This window comes from Salinibacterium sp. PAMC 21357 (assembly GCF_000247645.1).
GTDB lineage: Bacteria > Actinomycetota > Actinomycetes > Actinomycetales > Microbacteriaceae > Rhodoglobus.
Genome location: NZ_AHWA01000004.1, coordinates 633,260 through 652,718 on the forward strand (window position 1 = coordinate 633,260; position 19,459 = coordinate 652,718).

20 protein-coding genes are annotated in these 19,459 nt (G+C 63.4%); 6 read left to right on the forward strand and 14 right to left on the reverse strand.

The genetic code is table 11. The annotated features are described in order from the left end of the window. Window positions 1–25: 25 nt before the first annotated feature. Genes ON14_RS06345 through ON14_RS06360 form a run of 4 tightly spaced genes read right to left on the reverse strand, consistent with a single transcriptional unit; the run spans window position 26 to window position 3,254 of the window. Window positions 26–1,153 (reverse strand): ABC transporter ATP-binding protein, encoded by a 1,128-nt coding sequence (locus ON14_RS06345; RefSeq protein ID WP_010203939.1) that lies wholly within the window; start codon window positions 1,151–1,153, stop codon window positions 26–28. Window positions 1,154–1,156: 3 nt separating this feature from the next. Then, window positions 1,157–1,981 carry an ABC transporter permease gene (locus ON14_RS06350; protein WP_010203940.1) on the reverse strand — a complete coding sequence of 275 codons (825 nt, stop codon included), beginning with the start codon at window positions 1,979–1,981 and terminating at the stop codon, window positions 1,157–1,159. Further along, a complete protein-coding gene (gene modA / locus ON14_RS06355; protein WP_237719691.1) occupies window positions 1,978–2,802 on the reverse strand; it encodes a molybdate ABC transporter substrate-binding protein in 825 nt (274 codons plus the stop codon). The genes ON14_RS06350 and modA overlap by 4 nt, the downstream gene beginning before the upstream one ends. Window positions 2,803–2,840: 38 nt before the next feature. Continuing rightward, window positions 2,841–3,254, reverse strand: a complete 414-nt coding sequence (locus tag ON14_RS06360) for a TOBE domain-containing protein (RefSeq protein ID WP_010203945.1) — start codon at window positions 3,252–3,254, stop codon at window positions 2,841–2,843. Between the two features lie 95 nt (window positions 3,255–3,349). Between ON14_RS06360 and ON14_RS06365 the strand changes: the two genes are divergently transcribed. Together ON14_RS06365 and moaC are read left to right on the forward strand one after the other, a co-directional pair. Next, window positions 3,350–4,669 carry a molybdopterin molybdotransferase MoeA gene (locus tag ON14_RS06365; RefSeq protein WP_010203947.1) on the forward strand — a complete coding sequence of 440 codons (1,320 nt, stop codon included), beginning with the start codon at window positions 3,350–3,352 and terminating at the stop codon, window positions 4,667–4,669. Continuing rightward, entirely contained in the window at window positions 4,666–5,145 is a 480-nt protein-coding gene (gene moaC / locus ON14_RS06370) for a cyclic pyranopterin monophosphate synthase MoaC (RefSeq protein ID WP_010203948.1), read from the forward strand. The genes ON14_RS06365 and moaC overlap by 4 nt, the downstream gene beginning before the upstream one ends. A gap of 68 nt (window positions 5,146–5,213) precedes the next feature. Here the strand turns inward: moaC and ON14_RS06375 are convergent, their stop codons facing one another. Beyond that, window positions 5,214–5,696: a MogA/MoaB family molybdenum cofactor biosynthesis protein gene (locus ON14_RS06375; protein ID WP_010203950.1), complete on the reverse strand. Its 483-nt coding sequence runs from the start codon at window positions 5,694–5,696 to the stop codon at window positions 5,214–5,216. Between the two features lie 48 nt (window positions 5,697–5,744). Continuing rightward, complete coding sequence (locus tag ON14_RS06380; RefSeq protein ID WP_010203951.1) at window positions 5,745–6,338, reverse strand: helix-turn-helix domain-containing protein; 594 nt, start codon at window positions 6,336–6,338, stop codon at window positions 5,745–5,747. A 78-nt stretch (window positions 6,339–6,416) separates the two neighbouring features. Here ON14_RS06380 and ON14_RS06385 point away from each other — a divergent pair, with 78 nt between their 5' ends. The 3 genes from ON14_RS06385 to ON14_RS06395 are packed head-to-tail and all read left to right on the forward strand — an operon-like array spanning window position 6,417 to window position 9,025. Continuing rightward, a complete protein-coding gene (locus tag ON14_RS06385) occupies window positions 6,417–7,388 on the forward strand; it encodes an ornithine cyclodeaminase family protein (protein ID WP_010203952.1) in 972 nt (323 codons plus the stop codon). 21 nt (window positions 7,389–7,409) lie between these two features. Next, window positions 7,410–8,462 carry a 1-aminocyclopropane-1-carboxylate deaminase/D-cysteine desulfhydrase gene (locus ON14_RS06390; RefSeq protein ID WP_010203953.1) on the forward strand — a complete coding sequence of 351 codons (1,053 nt, stop codon included), beginning with the start codon at window positions 7,410–7,412 and terminating at the stop codon, window positions 8,460–8,462. A 53-nt stretch (window positions 8,463–8,515) separates the two neighbouring features. After that, a complete protein-coding gene (locus tag ON14_RS06395; RefSeq protein ID WP_010203954.1) occupies window positions 8,516–9,025 on the forward strand; it encodes a GNAT family N-acetyltransferase in 510 nt (169 codons plus the stop codon). Between the two features lie 83 nt (window positions 9,026–9,108). On the opposite strand, the gene ON14_RS06400 is transcribed toward ON14_RS06395, so the two are convergent. From ON14_RS06400 to ON14_RS06410, 3 genes are read right to left on the reverse strand one after another with little or no spacing between them, the layout of a single operon-like run. After that, the gene (locus ON14_RS06400; protein WP_010203955.1) at window positions 9,109–10,863 is read right to left on the reverse strand and encodes an amidase; all 1,755 of its coding nucleotides are present in this window, start codon (window positions 10,861–10,863) and stop codon (window positions 9,109–9,111) included. Continuing rightward, window positions 10,860–11,939: an agmatine deiminase family protein gene (locus ON14_RS06405; protein ID WP_026037562.1), complete on the reverse strand. Its 1,080-nt coding sequence runs from the start codon at window positions 11,937–11,939 to the stop codon at window positions 10,860–10,862. The genes ON14_RS06400 and ON14_RS06405 overlap by 4 nt, the downstream gene beginning before the upstream one ends. A 2-nt stretch (window positions 11,940–11,941) precedes the next feature. Continuing rightward, window positions 11,942–13,303 carry a flavin monoamine oxidase family protein gene (locus tag ON14_RS06410; protein WP_010203963.1) on the reverse strand — a complete coding sequence of 454 codons (1,362 nt, stop codon included), beginning with the start codon at window positions 13,301–13,303 and terminating at the stop codon, window positions 11,942–11,944. A gap of 54 nt (window positions 13,304–13,357) precedes the next feature. Here ON14_RS06410 and ON14_RS06415 point away from each other — a divergent pair, with 54 nt between their 5' ends. Next, window positions 13,358–14,008: a TetR/AcrR family transcriptional regulator gene (locus ON14_RS06415; protein ID WP_010203964.1), complete on the forward strand. Its 651-nt coding sequence runs from the start codon at window positions 13,358–13,360 to the stop codon at window positions 14,006–14,008. Between the two features lie 54 nt (window positions 14,009–14,062). On the opposite strand, the gene ON14_RS06420 is transcribed toward ON14_RS06415, so the two are convergent. The 5 genes from ON14_RS06420 to ON14_RS06435 form a co-directional block, all read right to left on the reverse strand. Continuing rightward, window positions 14,063–14,920: a nitrilase-related carbon-nitrogen hydrolase gene (locus ON14_RS06420; protein ID WP_026037563.1), complete on the reverse strand. Its 858-nt coding sequence runs from the start codon at window positions 14,918–14,920 to the stop codon at window positions 14,063–14,065. A 116-nt stretch (window positions 14,921–15,036) separates the two neighbouring features. After that, window positions 15,037–16,158, reverse strand: coding sequence for an alcohol dehydrogenase catalytic domain-containing protein (locus tag ON14_RS06425; RefSeq protein WP_010203966.1), 1,122 nt, complete (start codon window positions 16,156–16,158; stop codon window positions 15,037–15,039). Beyond that, window positions 16,155–17,636, reverse strand: a complete 1,482-nt coding sequence (locus ON14_RS06430) for a purine-cytosine permease family protein (RefSeq protein WP_010203967.1) — start codon at window positions 17,634–17,636, stop codon at window positions 16,155–16,157. The genes ON14_RS06425 and ON14_RS06430 overlap by 4 nt, the downstream gene beginning before the upstream one ends. Continuing rightward, window positions 17,633–17,803 carry a hypothetical protein gene (locus ON14_RS15820; protein ID WP_158000077.1) on the reverse strand — a complete coding sequence of 57 codons (171 nt, stop codon included), beginning with the start codon at window positions 17,801–17,803 and terminating at the stop codon, window positions 17,633–17,635. Before ON14_RS15820 ends, ON14_RS06430 begins: the two co-directional genes overlap by 4 nt. A gap of 345 nt (window positions 17,804–18,148) precedes the next feature. After that, complete coding sequence (locus tag ON14_RS06435; protein ID WP_010203968.1) at window positions 18,149–19,387, reverse strand: metal-dependent hydrolase family protein; 1,239 nt, start codon at window positions 19,385–19,387, stop codon at window positions 18,149–18,151. Window positions 19,388–19,459 lie beyond the last annotated feature (72 nt).

A 19,459-nucleotide genomic window follows, 5' to 3' on the forward strand; every position in this document is an offset into this window, starting at 1 on the left:
GCGAATTCTAGCAACCGCAGCAGCGTCACGAAACGGCTGATTCCACCCGCCGTGGATACACGGTGACGAAGGCCGGATCGACGGATGCCGTAACCCGATCGTCGGGAGAAATGTCGTGTTCCAATAATTCAGCTGCCGTCGCTTCGGCAACGACGGTGTCGCCACGGAACGTCACGCGGATGCCTCTGACCCCGGGCTCGAGGAGTCCGACTGTCGCGGGCCACGAGTTCGCTGCGGGGTCGTGGCCCACGCGACGTACCGTCACGGCGGATGGTGGGAACGCGACAGAAACCTCAGAACCCACGGGAGGCACTAGGTTGGCGGAGACGACACCGCTGCCATCGGGCATCCGCACCAGCTGCGGTGTTTCCACGATGCCGTGCAAAAGATTGAGGCCAACCAGCGTTGCCGCAAACAGGTTCGCCGGCTGACCGAGCACCCGGCTGACCTCACCGACATCGATGATTCGCCCGTGCTCTACGATCGCGACGCGGTCGGCTAAGACCATCGCATCCACGACGTCATGAGTGACCACAATCGTCGCCGGTAGCGCGGCACTCTGACGGTCGCTCCCGGCGGAAACGCGGGCGGTGAGACACTCCCGCAACAGCGTGCGAATGAGAGAAGCATTCTGCACATCGAGGGCCGCCATCGGCTCATCGAAGAGAAGCACGTCGGGCTCGGTCGCCAACACACGGGCAATAGCGACGCGCTGCTGTTGACCTCCCGATAGTGCGGTGGGGCGGCGATCGGCGAACGAACTCATCCCGACCGCAGCGATCCATTCCGCAGCACGGCCGCGCGCTTCGGCAGCATTCAGGCCCTGCGCTCGAAGCCCAAAAGCAACATTGTCGAGCGCGGTGAGGTGCGGGAACAGCAACGGATCTTGGCCAAGAAGCCCGATGCGGCGACGATGTGCCGGCACCACGGTCATCCGACCAGCACCAGATTTGGGCACCTCAGTGAGTACCCGTCCGTTGACCGCAATAATGCCGCCATCGGGCACCAAAAGTCCGGCGATCACGGAAAGCATCGTCGATTTTCCTGAGCCATTCGGGCCAAGCACCGCAAGAGTTTCTCCGGCAGCGACCGTGACACTCGCATCAAGATTGAATGAGCCTCGGCTCAACAGAATGTTGGCATCCAACGTCATGGGTCAGAGCTCCGGAGTCGTGCGCCAACTGCGCAGCAGGAGAAGGATGACGATGCCAACGACCACCAGCAGCAGCGAGAGAGCGATGGCAGAATCTTGACTCACTCCGGCGCCGTTGAACGCGGTGTAGATCGCGAGAGGCATCGTGCGGGTGGTGCCCGCCGCATTACCCGCGAAGAGAGCGGTTGCCCCGAATTCACCGAGGGCACGCGCGAAGCAGAGCACCGTTCCCGCGACAACGCCAGGCATGATCAGCGGCAGCGTGACCCGGCGAAATACCGTCCACCGATCAGCCCCGAGGGTCGCCGCGACCGACTCAAAACGCGTGCCCGCCGTTCGCAGCGCACCTTCAACCGAGATAACTAAAAACGGCAACGCCACGAACGACTGCGCAATGACGACGGCAGCGGTCGTGAACGGAATACGGATGCCAAACGAAAGTTCGAGCACGCTGCCGATCAGCCCGTTTCGACCAAGAAGGTAGAGCAGGGCGATGCCGCCAACCAGCGGCGGCATCACCAGGGGCAGAGTCGTGAGCGCCCGAAGCAGCCCCGCTAACCGACTCCCCGACCGGGCAATCACGAGCGCAAGGGGAATACCAACAACGAGGCACAGCACCGTGGCCGCAAGCGCAGTCTGCATCGACAGCCGCAGCGCCGACAACGCCTCCTCAGAGACAATTGCCGCGGGAACACTCGGCCAGTCGGCTCGCAGAAAAAGACCAATGATCGGCAAGATCAGCAGCGCAAACCCGACGGCAGCGGGCAGGTACAGCAGTCGCGGAATCCCCGCCCCCGGCGCGACAGCGGTGCGTCTGACGACACTCATGGTTGCGAGAATCCGTAGCTCGCGAGAATGCTCTGGCCTCGTTCGGAAAGCACAAAGTTCACGAACGCTGCGGCAATCTCCGGTTGGCGCGACTCCTCAAGAACCGCAATCGGGTACGTGTTACGGGCGAGTTCAGCACCGTCAATGGCGACGCCGCCGACAGCTCCCGCCGCGGTCAGCACATCGGTCACATAGACGAGCCCCGCATCCACTTCCCCCAACTGCACCTTCGTGAGAACAGCCTTCACGTTCTGTTCCTCCGTGACAGGAACGACCTCAATGCCGTCATGATCGAGAAGGATGCGGGATGCCGCACCGCACGGCACCACTGGCGCACAGAGCGCGAGTTGCACACCCGGTTTCTCTAGGTCTGCGAGCGCCGCAATGTCGAGTGGGTTGCCCGGCTGCACTGCAATCTGCAGCTCGTTGCTGGCGAAGAGCGTTGGCGAGCCCAACAGTTCGTCACTGAGCTGCCGCATCGTCGCCTCATCCGCTGAGGCGAAAACATCGGCCGGTGCCCCCTCGCTGATTTGAGTGGCGAGAGTGGAGGATCCGTCGAAGGAAATCGGGGCAATAGTGACGCCAGGGTTCTCGGTGCTAAACGCGTCGGCCAATTCCGTAAACGCTCCGGCGAGTGACGCTGCCGCGAAAATGGTGAGCTCACCCTGAAGTGTTCCGGCTGAAGCAACGGATGCTGGCGCCGGCGCCGTTGTCGAGCATCCGGTCACCCCCAGCACGGCCGCCACTGCCAGAATCGCGATTGTGGTCCTGAACGGGGTTCTGATCGCGGTCGCGGTCGTCGTGGTGGTCGCCGTCGTCACGCGAAGCCTGCCGCGATCGTGCCGAGCACGCCTCAACACTAGGAGTTGTCTTTCGGCGCCTCAACAATGACCATCGTCGCCTTGACGACGGCGACCGCGAGCGACCCGATTTCGAGCTTCAGATCGCGCACGGCTTCGGTCGACATGAGTGACACGATGCGGTGCGGCCCACACTGCAGCTCGACCTGCGACATGACGGTGTCGCTGAGGATGCTGGTGACCAACCCCACCATCCGGTTGCGGGCGCTGCTCGCCGACTCGGATGCCGCTGCCCGCTGTTGGGCTTGTTGCGCCCGCTCTTGGGCACGCTGCGCGAGGTCGGCGCCCTCGACTACTTGGCGCCCGGCGTCATCCAGCGAGACGGGAAGGCCGTCGGAGGCGATCCAGCGTCGCAGAGTGTCATCGCTGACCCCCAGAAGACTCGCCGCCTCACTGATCCGATATTGCGCCATGGTTCGCAGTTTATCACCGCAGATACGGATGATCGAGAGATTTTGCGCCGATTATCCGCCCGAGGATAGAGATGGCCTTTCGCTAGGCTGAGAACATGGCACACGAAACACCCGCAGAGTCCGCAACACCAGCGCCACTCCCAACACCGGCGCCACTCCCGACACCGGCCTCGCTCCCGACACCGGCCGCGATCAGCATTGAGCAACATCTGACTCGCGTTCTCGCCAGCGTGACTGCGCTGCCACCAATCTCGGTGCCGGTCGCCGAGGCGCTGAACCTCACCCTTGCCCACGATGTGCACGCCGCGGTGGATGTTCCGAATTTCGACAACTCCGCCATGGACGGTTACGCCCTCCGCCAGACCGATGCCGCCACCGCGACCGCCGAGACGCCGGTGACCCTGACGGTGGTCGCCGACCTTCCGGCAGGATCAGCAGACAACCCTCCGTTGAAGCCCGGCGAGACCGCCCGAATCATGACCGGTGCCCCGCTACCGGATGACGCTGATTGCGTCGCGCCCATCGAAGATACCGATGAGGGTGTCGATACCGTGAACATCTTTCGGGCCCCTACCGCTGCCGCCCACATCCGCCGAACGGCCACTGATGTTCGCACCGGTGACCCTGTGCTGACGGCGGGGCGGGTTCTCGGCGCCCGCGATCTGGCGGCCGCTGCAGCATCCGGAATCAGCAGGCTGTCGGTTCATCGGGCACCGCGCGTCGGCGTGCTCTCGACCGGCACAGAACTTCGCGCCCCCGGTGAACCCTTAGCCCGCGGACAGATCCATGACTCAAATTCGCTGTTGCTGGCCGCGATGATTACCGAATGCGGGGGCATCCCCGTGCAGCTGGGTTCGGTGCCCGACGACGACAACGCCCTGCGCTCGATGCTCGAAAAGCACGCTCACGTCGTGGATGCTTTCGTTACGTCGGGAGGGGTGAGCGTCGGCGCCTACGACGTCGTGAAAGCCGTGTTGGCACCGCTCGGCGTCTGGTTCGGGCCGGTGCGGATGCAGCCCGGCAAGCCCCAAGGGTTCGGCCGCTTACCTGTCACCGACGGCAGCGGCCCCGCAATTTTTGCTTTACCCGGCAACCCGGTGAGCGTCTTTGTCTCCTTCGAAACCTTCGTACGCCCCGCTCTGCTGACCCTGGCCGGGCGATCAGTCGTTGCGCGACCGACCCAGACCGCGACCGTTGCGATGGGCTGGCGAAGCCCCGCTGGCCGCGCCCAGTACATGCCCGCGATCGTGGAGCTCGACGAGGCGGGGGCCGCATCCGTTCGCCCTGCCAGTGCTGGCGGGGCTGGCTCCTACCTCGTCGCAAGCCTCGCTAATGCCAACGCGCTGGCCTTCGTGCCGGAAGACGTGACGGACGTGCGCGAAGGAGACCTGCTGGCTGTCACACTGGTGTCATGAGCGATCAGCCTTTCACGCACCTCAATTCCGCTGGCCAAGCCCGGATGGTGGATGTCACCGCCAAGACCCCGACCGTGCGTGAAGCAACGGCGGAGGGTTTCGTTCGCTGCTCCCCCGTGATCATCGAGGCGCTGCGCTCGGGCAACGCTCCCAAGGGCGACGTTCTGGCGGTCGCACGCATCGCTGGCATCCAAGCCGCGAAGCGCACCGCCGAACTCTTGCCGCTCGCGCACATCATCGGGGTGCACGGCGCGACCGTCGATCTTGAAGTGACGGATGACGGAGTCGCCGTCACCGCGACCGTGCGCACCGCCGACCGCACGGGCGTCGAAATGGAAGCCATGACCGCGGTGTCCGTTGCGGCTCTCGCAATCGTCGACATGGTCAAGGGCATGGACAAGACCGTGCAGATTGAGAACGTGCGGTTGCTCGCGAAATCCGGCGGGCGTTCTGGCGATTGGCGTCGCCCGGAGTAGGTGGCTGCGAGCACGCGCGCGCTCGCACTCGGTACTCGCACCACTCGGCGCGATGCGAAAGTCTCGAGCTAGTGATCTCCACCGTCGAGCTGCTCCAGAATGTGACCGATCAGCGGCGCGACCACCGACAGTCCCTCTTCGACCGCCTTCATTGAGCCCGGCAAATTCACGACGAGAGCATTACCCGCGATGCCGACGAGCCCACGGCTCAGCACCGCCATTTTCGTATGGCGAGCTCCCTCCCGCCGCAGTTCTTCCGCGATGCCGGGAATCTCTCGAGTGAGCACGGGCCGGGTTCCTTCGGGCGTGAGATCCCGGGGCGCCACTCCGGTTCCGCCACTCGTGATGACAATGCGGGCACCGGCGGCGAGCGCGGCCCGGATGCCGGCAGTGACTGATTCCGCGCCATCCGGAATCACTGTCAACGACACCGCATAGCCCTGCGCCGTGAGCAGCTCGACTGCGCGCGGGCCCGAGGTGTCGGCCCGCTCGCCGCGAGCGCTGCGGTCGGACACGGTGATGACGGCGGCGGGGATGAGAGCGTGATCCATACTCGCAACCGTACGGCAGGCTGCGGGCGCCCACCCGAACCATTGCCCCTAAAGGGAACGGAACAGCCTCACGAACTGAACCTCGGCATCACCCTCATTGCGATAGGAGTATGCCCCGAGCGCACGAAAAACTGTCGTAGCGCCCGAGGGCACATCGATCGCGCTGGCCGAGTCGCTCACAGAGAGGGTGCCCGACAGCACATGAATAACAGCTTCAGTGGCATCCGCATCCGGCGCCGATTCGTAACCGTGACCCGCCGTAAGCGTCCAGCGCCAGAGCTCTGAACGAGGGCGGGTGCTCGACGCGCCCAGCAGTTCTGCCGCGCTGCCGGCATCGTCTTGCCAGACGCGAGCGGGTTGGGTGAGCTCAGCGGCGGAACCATCGCCAGGAGACCCGTCGACGGGAGTGACGGCGAGCGCCAGCCCTGGAAAGTCGGTGCCGAGGGCGGTCGCGATGCGGTCGACGGTGGTGAGGCTGGGGTTGGCCTGGCCGAGCTCGATGAGGGTGAGCATCCGCCGGCTTACTCCCGCGTTGTCGGCAAGTTGTTGCACTGTCCAGCCCGTGCGCTGCCGCAGTTCGCGTATGCGCGTGCCGACGGCGGCGACCCAGGCCGGAACTGCTGCGCTCTCGTCGTTCGTCACTGTGCTCCCTTGTGCCCCGCACCCGTGATGGGTAATATATTGCGCATACCATCCAGTATCGCTGATCAGGGAGCCAGTATGACATTGCACGTCCGAACACTGAGCGAACGAGAAGCCCTCAACGCCCTCAATCTCGCCGACGCCAAGAGCGCATTGCGGTCGGCGTTCGCCGGGCTCGCGACGGGCAGCACTGTACAGCCCGCTCAAACTGTGACCGTATTCCCGGATGATCGTGGTGACTGCATCTTCTATCCCGGAGTACTCCACGACCTCGACCTCGTCGGCGTAAAGCTATCGCCCTATATCGCGCAAAAGGCCGCCGCCGGAGACTCACCCGTCACCGCCTACACCCTCCTTCTTTCTGCCAGCACCGGAGAACCCGTGCTGCTCGTCGACTCGCTCGCCCTCACAACCGCGCGCACCGCTGCCACGACCGCCCTCGCCGTTGACCATCTTGCCGCACCGGATGCCCGCCGCCTCGCCCTCATCGGTTCGGGCTCCGTTGCACTCGAGCACCTCCGGCACCTGACAGCCGACCGCGACTGGGATGCCATCACCATCTACAGCCCCTCGCTCGTGAGTGCCGCGCAGGATCCGAGCGCCGAAGATTCGACCGCCGACACTGCGGCTCGACTGGCCACCATCACCGCCATCGCACCCCACGCCACCGTCGCGAAGTCGGCCGCCGAAGCCGTTGCCGGCGCGGACGTCGTACTGCTGTGCACGTCATCCGGCCAGCCCGTCATCGACCTTGCTGACATCACCCCCGGTGCACTCATCACCTCGATCAGCACCAACTCGAAGAACGCGCACGAGATCGACCCGAGTGCCCTGGCCGAGCTCGACGTGTACTGCGACTACCGCGCGACCGCCACGGTGACGGCAGGCGAAATGATCCTCGCCGCCGAAAACGGGTGGAGCGCCGATGCCATCGTCGCCGATCTCAGCGAACTCATCGGCGGGCACTCCCCCGATACCTCGCGCACCCGCTTCTTCCGCTCTACGGGTCTCGGAATCGAAGACCTCGCCATCGCCAGCCTGCTTCGCTGACCCACAGAAACGACATCCATCATGACTACGACCGCAATCGCCACCCTCCGCGCCGCCCTCGGCGAGCAGGCTCGAGCACCGCTCGCGCTACTGCCCACGCCGATCCACCGTCTCGACAATTTCGCTCGCGCGCTCGACGGCCCCGAGCTGTGGATCAAGCGGGACGATCTCACCGGTCTGGAAGGCGGAGGTAACAAGACCCGCAAGCTTGAGTATCTGGTCGGCGACGCCATTGCCTCCGGCGCAGACATGCTCGTGACCGTCGGCGCCATTCAGTCGAACCACACCCGCCAAACTGCCGCTGCCGCCGCCCGCCACAATCTCAAATGCGCCCTTTTGCACTTCGGCTGGACCGAGGATGCCGGCCCCATTTACCGCCAGACGGGCAACATCCTGCTCAGCAGCCTGATGGGGGCCGACCTCTACCTCGATGAAACGGTTCGGCCGATCGAAGACCAAAGCCCGCTCGTCGACTTCGTGGAGAAATTGCGCAGCCAAGGTCACAAGCCGTACCTGATTCCGGGCGGAGCTTCCGAGCACCCGCTCGGCAGCCTCGGCTACATGAACGCGGCCGCCGAAATCGTCGAACAGAGTGAGGCAATCGGTGAGCGCTTCGATCACATCGTGCACTGCACCGGAAGCAGTAGCACCCAGGCTGGCCTGCTGGCGGGCTTCGCCCACCTCGGCGAGCGCTACTCCGTGATCGGTGTTGCGGACGACGACGAGACCGACATCAAACGAGAGCGCGTGCTCACCCTCGCCAATGAGGCCCTCGCGCTCGTCGGCTCCGAAGCCCGAGTCAGCCCCACCGACGTCGAGATCATTTCTGCCGACCAGAGCCTCTACGGCAAGGCCGAGCCCGAAACCTTGGAGATCATTCGTCAGCTCGCGCGAACCGAAGGCATCGTCGCCGACCCCGTCTACGAAGGAAAGGCGCTTCGTGGACTGCAGAAGCTGATCGTCGATGGTCGGTTTGCCGCCGATGCGAAAGTGCTCCTCATGCACCTCGGCGGCACTCCCGCGATCCACGCCTACGGCAACCAGTTCGGGATGCCGGTGTTCCAGCAGCCGTAGCCGCCGACGTAACCGCACTCGCCGTCCCTGCTGACAGAACTAGACTCCGAGACATGCGCGCGCCAGAATTTACGATCCGTCGAACTACCGCCGACGACTGGCGCGAGGTGCGCACACTGCGGCTCGAGATGCTCGCGGACACCCCGATCGGCTTTGCCGAGCGCCTCGATAGCGCCCGCAACGCCACGGAAGCAGACTGGCGTTTTCGAGCGGTTCGCGGTCAGAATCCGCGCGGCATCGCGATTGCGGCGATCACGACCGACGGGCGTTGGATTGGCACGATGGGAGGCTACGTCCCTGACGCCACCACGGGCCCACTCCTGGTTGGTGTGTATGTCACGCCCGACTTCCGCGGCCGCAAGGCTGGCGTGACGGATGCCCTGCTCACGACTATCGAGGAGTGGGCCGCCACCTACGGCAGCACCCTCACGCTCGGCGTGCACGAAGATAACGCGCGGGCGCGCGCTGCCTATGAGCGTCGTGGCTACGCGCTCACGCGGCACTCGGTCCCTTACATACTCGACAAGTCCCGGCGCGAACTCGAGATGATCAAGCAGCTCTAGCTCGCAGCGTGGCAGCGGATTCGGCCGTGCCGCTCCGGCGGGTGCGAGGCGAGTGTCAATGCTCGCCAGCGCGCCCCAACCGCCTAGTCACTCAGCGGCGGCGTGCGCGGCGGCGCCACCCGACGCTGCGACACCGCTTCATACGCGACGCCGATGCGCAGCAGGTCGAGGTCGGAGTACGCGGCACCGGCGAAGGTGATTCCCACGGGCATCCGGATGTCGTCCATGAGCCCCATGGGAACAGTCACGGTCGGAATGCCCAGGTGCCGAATCGCGAGATTGCCGTTCGCGACCCAGACACCGTTTCGCCAGCCGGCCGCTGCCGTGGCGGGGTTGGTGCCCATATCTGCAGCGCCCACATCGGCGACCGCGGGGAAAGCTACGGCGTCGAGCTGGAGCTCCCGCATCCACTCTTCAAGGTCGACGCGGCGGGTTTCTTCGAGACCGCGCACGCCGCTTTCGAGTTCGGGGATGTCGGTGAATGACGCGTACGGGTGGTCGCGCACCTGCGTCGGATACACCGCAATGTCGTCTTCGAACCCGTCGTAGTGATCGTGCGGAGTGCCCGGTGTCACAGGGAAGATCGTGCTGCCGTCGACACCGACGATCGTGGAGAAGTTCGGGTCGCCGTTGGCCTGCAAAAAGTCTTCCCACGCCCACGCCGACAGGTCGACGATTTCGCGCTTCAAGAACTCGGGGCTCACGAGACCGCGGGTGGCGATCGTGGGGGCGCCGGCGCGGTCGGCTTCGTAATTCGAAACGGCCGGAAAGTCGACCTCGACCACGGTGGCGCCGGCGGCTTCGAGATCGCGACGCGCTTGGTCGAACAGAGTCAGGATGCTCGGGCGGGTGTCAATCGCGGTTCCTGTCGGACCGCCGACTCCGCGCGTGCCCGAGCCCGCCTCGGTGTCGCGGTTGATGTACATCCGGGGAACGCCGAAGCGCTTTCCCGCCAACGGCAGCGCGGCCGCAGCATCAGCGGGGTCAGCCGCGGCATCCGCTGCAGCCGCCGCATCCGCAATAAGCGACAAATACGTCTCTGGTCTCCCACTCGACGCCGCCGGAATCTCGACCCACGGCTGCGAGCGCCAAAAGTCGCCCCGAGTATCCGCATCGTCGAACACGATCACGTCGAGCACGGCGAGCAGGTCGGCCATGGTGCGGGTGTGCGGCACGACGACATCCATCGTCGGCACGAGCGGCCAGTTTCCCCGAACCGAGATGACTCCGCGCGAGGGCGTGTAAGCGCACAATGCGTTGTTGGATGCCGGGGCCCGGCCGCTCGACCAGGTCTCTTCGCCGAGGCCGAAGGCGGCGAAACTCGCGGCCGTTGCGGTGCCCGATCCGTTCGACGACCCCGAGCCATAGGCGGCGGTCAGGTACTCAGCGTTGTACGGGCTCTCGGCGCGGCCGTAGACGCCGGGCTGCATTCCGCCATTGGCCATCGGGGGCATGTTGGTGAGGCCGAGGCAGATCGCTCCGGCATCGCGCAGGGCACCAATCGTGGCGGCATCCCGCATCGCCATCAGGTCGGCGAAGGCCGGGCTTCCTGCCGCAGCGGTAAGTCCGCGATGCAGGTAGCTGTCTTTGGCCGTGTACGGGATGCCGTCGAGCGGCCCGCGCAGCTGGCCGGCGGCCCGGCGTGCATCCGATTCGCGCGCTTCGGCGAGCGCCTCGGCGTTGGGCACCACGACGGCGTTGAGTAGCGGCCCGCTGCGGTCATAGCGATCAATCCGCTCGAGGTACGCAGCAACAAGCGCTTCACTCGTGAGGGTGCCCGCGGCGAGCGCTTCTTGCAATTCGGCGATGGACGCTTCTACGACGTCGAAGGTGCTCATACGATCGCTCCGGGTTCGAGCGCGGCAGCAGCATCGTCGCCGAGGCCGGGCAGCAGCGGTTGTTGTTGGGTGATGCAGTGAATGCCTCCCCCGCGCGCAAAGATCTCGCGCGAGTCGACCATACGAACATCGCGGTCGGGATAGGCGTCGCCCAGAATCTCGGCGGCACGAGCATCCGCAGCGCTGTCTCCGAAGCCGCAACCAATTACTCCCCCGTTGACGACGAGGTGGTTAACGTAGCTGTAGTCGACGAAGCCGTGGTCGTCGCGCAGCACGGCGGGCGCTGGCAGCTCGACGATCTCAAAGGCACGACCGGCGGCATCCCGCTGGCTCTCAAGGCTGGCCCGAATCTCGGCCATGACCTGGTGGTCTGGATGCTCGGGGTTGGGTTGGGCGTGCAGCAACACGCGCCCCGGCGAGGCGATCGTCGCCACAATATCGACGTGGCCGTTCGTGCCGAAGTCGTCGTAGTCGCGCGTGAGACCGCGCGGCAGCCACACCGCGTGAGTCGCGCCGATCGTGCGCAGCATTTCGCTTTCGACGCGAGCCCGGTCGGCGAGCGGATTACGGCGCGGGTCGAGCTGCACGGTGTCAGTGAGCAGCACGGTGCCCTCGCCATCGACGTGAAGCCCGCCGCCCTCGGCAACGAGAAGGGAACTCACGAGCTCGGCGCCGGTGGCCTCAGCCACTACCCGCGCAATCTTGGCCGACTGTTCCCACTCGGCCCACTCGGGAGCACCCCAGCCATTGAAGATCCAGTCGACTGCGCCGAGCACGCCGGGGCGGTGATCGTCGAGCACGAACGTGGGACCGATGTCGCGCATCCAAAACTCATCGAGCGGTGCTTCAAGCAGCTCGATGCTGCTGGCGAGCATCCGCCGGGCACGAATCATCTCGGTGGGGTCAACAACCATCGACACCGGCTCGAACTCGGCGACGACATTCGCGACATCAGCCCAGGCGGCATAGCCGAGCTCGCGTTCAGCGTCAGTCGCACCGAGCGTCTCGCCGATGCGCGGGAATGCCATCCAGGTGCGCTCGTGGGCGGCCGTTTCCGATGGCATTCTCCAGCGCATAGTTAGCCCTTCGACGCGTCAATAATGGTGGATGCCAGTCGTTTGCCCACGCGAATGGCGCCGTCAACGTGCTGGTAGCCTTCCGCCGCAAGGTCGCTGGAGCCAAACTGAATCGGGCCAACGGGTTCAAGTTGAAGTGCGCCGTAGCGGCTAAGCCCACCGAGGTCGAAGCTGGCAGCGTAGGCGCCGCGAGTCCACTCTTCCGAGGCCCAATCGCTTTCGTAATAGACGACCGGCGCGAGCGCTGCATCGCCATAAAACACGGCGAACGATTCGAGGATGCGGCGCTTGCGGTCTTCGGGAGAAAGCGCGAGAAGTTCGTCGGCCTTTTCGCTCGCGACAAATCCTACGAGGGTGCCCCGATCCTCTTCATAGTTCGTGTTGTCGTAGGCCTCGTGCACCAGCTGGTACGGGCTGAAAGCAGTGCCCGAGAGCCCCGCTTCTCGCCAGAACGGCGTCTCGTAGGTGGCGTGAACCTTGATGACCAGACCGAGCGACGAGTGCTGCTGCATCTGCTGGCGCAGGTGTGGCAGCGCCGGAACGTAGTCGATGCGGTCGTACAGGTTCGGGGGTACCGCCACAATGACGTGCTGCGCGGTGACCGTGAGTTCGTCGGTCGAGACAGTGGCCGCCGCCCCATCCCAACGGATTTCGCGCACCGGTTGGGAAAGCTGAACGACATCATCGCCGAGTGCCTGTGCCAGCAAAAGGGGAACCTGCTGCAGACCGCCGACAACGCGCTTGTCGAGAATGAAGTCGGCATCGACAAGGTTGCTGAAGCTACCGGCGCTTGCCGCCATTAACAGAGCTTGTAGCAACGAGAAAGCGTGAGCGGGTTTGGTCAGCATCGCATCGGCGACGTACAGCGCGATGTTGTCGACAGCTTCGGCATCGGCGCTCTGGCTTTCGAGCCACGCCAGGTAGGTCACGCTGTCGAACTCAGCTGCCCGCGGATGAGCCCACGGAGCTTGGAGATCGATCTCGGCGACGAGAGCGTCGAGAACATTGATCAGTCGAGTGATTTCGGCTTCTGTCTCTTTACCCACCGGGAAAATGTCACCGGTGAAGCGACGAAGCTGTCCGTCGCGAGAAACGTAAACGTTGTCGCCTTCGCGGTAGCGCGAATACGTTTCGAGGCCTAATTCGTCGAGGGTCTCGAGGAGTGCGGTTTGGTCGGGCGAGACCCACTGGCCGCCCAGCTCGAACATCTGGCCCTCGATAGAGTTCGTCCAGAGTCGCCCGCCGATGCGATCGCGCGCTTCGAGCACGACAACACTCTTGCCCGCGTTCGCGAGTTCTTTGGCTGCGGTGAGGCCGGTGGCGCCGGCCCCGACAATTACGACGTCGCGGTTGATTGTTCTCATAAGCTCTAATTTACCACCTACTCAATAAGAGTCAATACCGGCTAGACTTTTGGCATGGGAGCACGCACCGCACGACGACGCGACCCCGCTGAACGCGCGCTCGAAGTTCGAGACGCCGCCAAAACGATCGCGCTCACTCGAGGCTTAGCCGCGATCTCGCTCCGCAACCTCGCCGCCCACTGCGGCGTAACTTCCCCGCTCATCGCCCACTACGTGCCCACCATGGATGCTCTCGTCGCCAACACGTTCTCGGCTATCGCCGAGCAAGAAATCTCCGAAGTTACGCGTCACGCCCACACACCAACCGAACCGCTCGAGCAGTTTCGGGCACTTCTCGACGCCCTCGCCGACCCCAGCCGCGACAACGTCGGCGAAGTGTGGTGCGACGCCTGGAGCGTGGGGCGCAGAAACGACGCCCTCGCGGCAGCGGCTCGCGACGCCATGGACTCGTGGATCGCGCTCGCCACCGGCATCATCCAAGCCGGGCAAGAGCGGGGACAATTCGCGCCGGCGAGACCAGAACGCGCCGCCCTTGTGCTCTTTGCGCTGGTCGATGCCACCGCTTCGTACCAACTGGTGAGCTATCGGAGCCGCCTCGAGCGTGAATCGCTCGTGCGCGAAACGCTCGAAGACATTCTCAAAGTCTCGCTGCAGCCCATAGCCAATGTCGGGCCGATCAGGCCCGATGCCAGCAGCACGACCTGATCAACGGTTCTTACTGAGCGGCCGCTAAGGAACCCCTCCTTATTGGAGCCTTCTTTAGCGGCCCTCTTGAGCGGCGCGAGAGTCGGCTTCCCAAGCCGCATAAACCTCGGGGCGGCGATCGCCCAGGTAATCTGCTGAGTCGGCAACCCGACCAGATTCGGGAACGTCAACGATGAGCATCTCGGGAGCTGCCGCAGCCTGCGCAAGGCGAACGCCTTCCGGGCCAACCGCGACGCTGCCACCCAGAAAGTCGCTGACATCGCCGGTCAACGACGCATGGTTTACGTAGGCGACGTAGATTCCGTTTTCGGCGGCGCGAGCCGGCACGATAGTTTCGGCGACATAGCGCCCTCCCGCATCGATGGCGGTGGGCACGAAGAGTATTTCCGCGCCGCGACTGGCCAGAGCACGCGCTGGTTCCGCGAACTCGATGTCGTAACAAATCTGGAGGGCCACTCGTCGCCCGTGAAGGACCACGATCTCTGAGAGTGCATTCGCGGGCTGAAACACGGCGTGCTCGGATGCCGACCAGAGGTGCACTTTGGCGTACTCCACAAGCTTCTTGCCCGCGTCATCCCACAGACCGGCACGGATCTCGTAGTCAGTTTCTGAGTCGTCACCGGCTGCACTAGTAGTCGAGCGGGTGACCGCGCGCGCTGCCGGGTAGCTGCCGACGATAGCGATGCCCGACGCCCGAGCGATCGCCGCGAAACGCTCCGCAAAACCGGCAATCTTCTCGCGGGCGAGCCAAGCGCCCAATTGCTCGGGAACGTACCCCGTGGCGAACAGCTCTGGCGTGATGAGCACCTGAGCCCCCGCAGCGGCGGCGCGTTCGGCGGCGACCATCAACGCGTCAAAATTCGTGTCAGGGTTCAACGCGCTGCTCACACTTTGAAGAAGTGCGATCCTCATGTGACCTCCGCTACGGGTACTTGGCTGGTGCTACTCGGCTATTGCTCTGGGGCTACTGTTCTGTGGCTACCGCTCTGGGGCTGCGGCGATTCAGCGATTCAGCTCTCGACCTCCGGTTACGGCGTGGTCTCGTCGTCGAAGACAATAACGCGTCGACCGTTGTCCCCATCGCGCAACGCACGGAACGCATCATCCACATCGTCTAAAGCAATGTTGGCACCGATCATGCTCTCTATGGGCAACTGCCCATCGAGGTAAGCCTTAGCGATGCGCGGGAAGTCTCGCGCCGGCACAAGGCCACCATAGTTCGACCCAATGATCGTCTTGCCGTCGTATGCCAACTGAAGTGCGTCGAGCTCCACTCGCGTATTCTCCGGAGGCAACCCGACATAAACTGCACGCCCACCAGGACGGATGAGGTCAGGAAGCAGTTCCATCGTCGCAATTCGACCGATCGCTTCGAAAGCCACATTGGCTCCACCATTGGTCAGCGCGTTAATCTTCTCAACGAGATGCTCATCGCTCAAGAAACCATGAGTCGCTCCCATCAGGGCGGCCTGAGCGAGCTTCTCTTCTGAGACGTCGACCGCAATCACGGGGCTGGCCCCGGCAAGCCGCAGGGCGGCCACGATCGAGAGTCCAACGCCACCGACACCGATGACGACGGCGCTCTCACCGGCAGTGACTTTGGCGTTATTGACGACGGCTCCATACCCAGTGCCGACCGAGCATCCGATGAGACTGGCGACCGCAAAAGGAACATCATGCGGAATCGGGATCGCCGCAAATTCCGGCACGACGATGTACTCGCTCATGGCACCCACGGCGAGATACGGGTGCATCTCAACGCCATCAGAGTCGTGCCACCGCGTGGTTCCATCCGGGAGCATCGAGTCGTTGGACCGAACGAAACGGCAGGCCCAGGGAGCCCCGCTGGTGCATTCTGCACAGCGCTGGCAGGCCTGGTGCCACGCCACCACAACATGATCGCCCTCTGCGATGTTGCGAACTTCGGCACCAACCGACTCGACTACCCCGGCCGCCTCGTGCCCCATGATGGCGGGCATCGGCACATTCCACTCACCGTCTACAACGTGACGGTCCGAGCCACATACTCCCGCTGCGCGCACCTGAATGCGCACCTCGGAGGCTTTCGGATCATCCAGCTGCAAGGTTTCGACGGCAACGTGTTTTTCTACGCCGCGATAGACGGCGGCACGCACTGATCGTTTGCTCATTTGGTTCCTGCATTCTCGAAAGTGTCTTGGGCGGTGTATCCGCCACGATTTCCGCGGATGTTGAGCACCCAACTCATGAGCAGGTAGACGAGCATCGCCAGAACCACAGCGGGAACCGTTGCGGTCGTCCAGCTAAACATCGGCTGAGTTTCTAAAGTGATCGGGTTGTAGACCCAGAAATAGAACGTGGCGGATGCCGCGATAGCGATCATGGCCGCAATGTTTAGGCCGCCGTGGAACCGGAAAGGGGCTCCCGTTCCGGACGCGTACAGTGCCCGCAGCTGGATCCGCTGACGCCTCAAGAGGAAGTAGTCAGCAATGATGACGCCACAGATCGCCGCGACGAAAGCACCACTGATAATCACGAAGGTCTGGAATTGGCCGTAGAGGAAATCGGGGAAGAAGACCAAGACTGCCGGGAGGGCTAAGAATAGTGCGCACAGAACCGGCCAGCTAAAGCGCTCGAGAACGCGTCCGCTCGACTGCTTCAGGGCGAGCACTGTCGAGTAGGCGATGGCCGCCATGCTGGTTACGTTGGCAAAGCCGACGAACAACAGTGTGAGCACGCCAAGAATCGGGCCTGCCACGGGAACCATCCACGCGGTGGGGTCGGACTCACCGATGAGCAGCGCCGCTGCCATTCCAACAATCTGGGCCACGACGGTGCCGAGCAAGATTCCCAAGTAGGTGGGCCAGAGCGCACTCTTGGGGCTGCGGGTGAGGCGCGCGAGCGTGCCCATCACCGGCCACCAGGAGAGTCCGGCACCAATATTGAACTCGATAGCAATAGCGAAGTTCAGCTGGTCGTCATCGAAGGGCGCAATCGGTGGGGCCTCAAGCAACTCTTGGAAAGAGTGCTGGCTCATGAGCAGCGCCATCATGATGACGACGACAACGATCAGCCCGGGGGCGACGAACCTGTTGAGCTTGCTAATGGTGACGGGCCCACGGGAGAGCAGGTACCAGCCGGCCGCCAAAGCGAGAAGTGCGAAGGCAATCACGATCGGGCCGCCAGCAGCAAAATCGGTGCCGAAGGCCTGATTCGAGATCTGGGCGATCGCTCGACCGAACATCACACCGAGAAGGGAGGTCCACCCGGCTTCAACGAGAAGAACGATGGTGAAGACGACGATGACGACGCCGATTCCGCCGAAGACGGAGCGGAGGGTTCGGTACTGTTCAACACCGAGGCGTTGGCTCAGCACAACACTGCCGAGGGCCATCACCGACAATCCGATGCTGTTGCCGATAAGCATCGCAGCGATTCCGTCCATAAAGCCGACGAGAAGCACGGTGGAACCACCAATGAGGAACGCCCACGTCGCGATCGCGAGGCTCACGTTCACCCACGTGAAATCGGTCGCTTTCCAGACCCGCTCAGACTTGAGCAGCGGCATAGAACTGTAGGTCGCTTCGTCAGCTACCGACGCGGCAACCTTCTGCGACCGTGTCTGGGTGTCCGGCTCCGACGCGCTCATAGCAGCACCGTGAGCGCGAGAGGAAGAATGACGACTGTAGCCGCAATGGCGAGGAACACCGTTAGGGTTCGCGCGCTGAGTGGCGCGTGCACCGCGTCACCGGCCTCGTTCTTTTCGATTTCCTGGAGACGACGTTCGAGCTCGTCGCGGTTTGGGTCGGTGGTCATGAGTTCGTCCTGCTTCCTTGCATTGCGAAAATTGGGTGAGCGCTAGAGAGAGGGCCAGCGAAAACTCGCCTGACCGTACGCTTATTCGGGTTTTAGGCGGTGTTGCCTATTTGTAAACCTTTTATGTTCTTAGGAAAACTTTCGGCAAGACTACAAGTCTTTGTCTCGCCGTGTCAAAACTGCGAGAGGGCGGCAGATCTAGACGGACTTTTCTGCCCAACAGCGAAATTTGCTCAAACGGAATCACAAAAGGCGAGTGCCTGTCGCGGCCAGTGATGTCACTGGATAGCGCGGGTACTCGCCTTGTGTGGGGGAAAACTAGCGAAGATCTTCCACTGCTGCGCCCTAACGATCTACAACGTGACCAGCCTTGAGAATCAGATCGATAGAAGTCTCTGGTTCCGACAGCACCGTCACGTCGTCCAATGGGTTCTTGTTCAGCACCAGCAGGTCCGCGAAGGCACCCGGCGCGATGACCCCGACTTGACCCTCCATGCCCATCAGCTCCGCCGCCGTCAGAGTGGCTGAACGCAAGATTTCCCAGGAACTCTGCACTTGAGCCCGCACACTGAATTCCTCACTCTGGTGTTGCTGCATATCCCCGAGCAAATCTGTGCCAAAGACGACGTTGACCCCGCCCCGGGTCGCGCGCGCCAGCGCTTCTAACCCAGCGTTGAGCACAAGGTCCACCTTCTCGTGGCTTGACTCAGAGAGACCGTTCTTTACGCCGTCGATCTTGAGGCGCTGATAGGTAATGAGCGTCGGAACCAAGTAGGCATTGTTCTCGACGAATAAGGCGACACTCTCGTCGTCGATGAGATTGCCATGTTCGATGCACCTGACCCCTAGCTTGAGACCACGGTTTACGGCCCGAGCCGTGTATGCGTGCCCGGTTACGTAGCGGTTCACCGCACGCGCTTCCTCTACAACGGCAACGATTTCTTCGTCTGAGAACTGGGTCGAATCCACCCGGTCGGTCGGTGAGGCCACTCCCCCAGACAACATGATCTTTACGTGGTTGGCTCCCGTTCGCAGTTGATCTCGGGCACCCTTGCGAACAGCGTCGGCACCATCGCAGATGATGCTGATTGATGGACAGCATTGGTGGTCGTCCTGGAACGACGAGCCTGGCCCGCGCATATCGCCATGACCGCCGGTCTGAGAGAGCGCTTTGCCCCCAAAGACGACACGTGGCCCGACAAAGAGCCCTTCCTCTACGGCTTGTGCCAGACCATAATCTGCACCGGCGACGTCGCGCACGGTCGTGAATCCGCGGTGCAGCATGTCTTTCATGAGGCGCGCGGATTGTGCGGCGGCATAGTTTGGCGACCACGAGGACAATCCGCCGAGATCTGCAGTGCCCGCCATGACATGCACGTGGCCATCGATGAGCCCCGGCATCACAATCTTGCCCGCAACGTCGAGGAGCTCTTCGCCCGGAAACAGCTCTCCCGTGACGGCCGAATCGCTAACCTCAGCGATTAGCCCGTCACGGATGGCGATTGTGCGCCCGGGAAGGATCGTGCCCGTCGCTATATCGAGGACGGATGCATTAATAATGCGAAGTGAGTTCATGTGCGACATACCGCGGCTTCCATGATCGAGAATGAGTCAGTGAGAAGTATCTTGAGGTAAATCATCACAGAGTGCGACCGA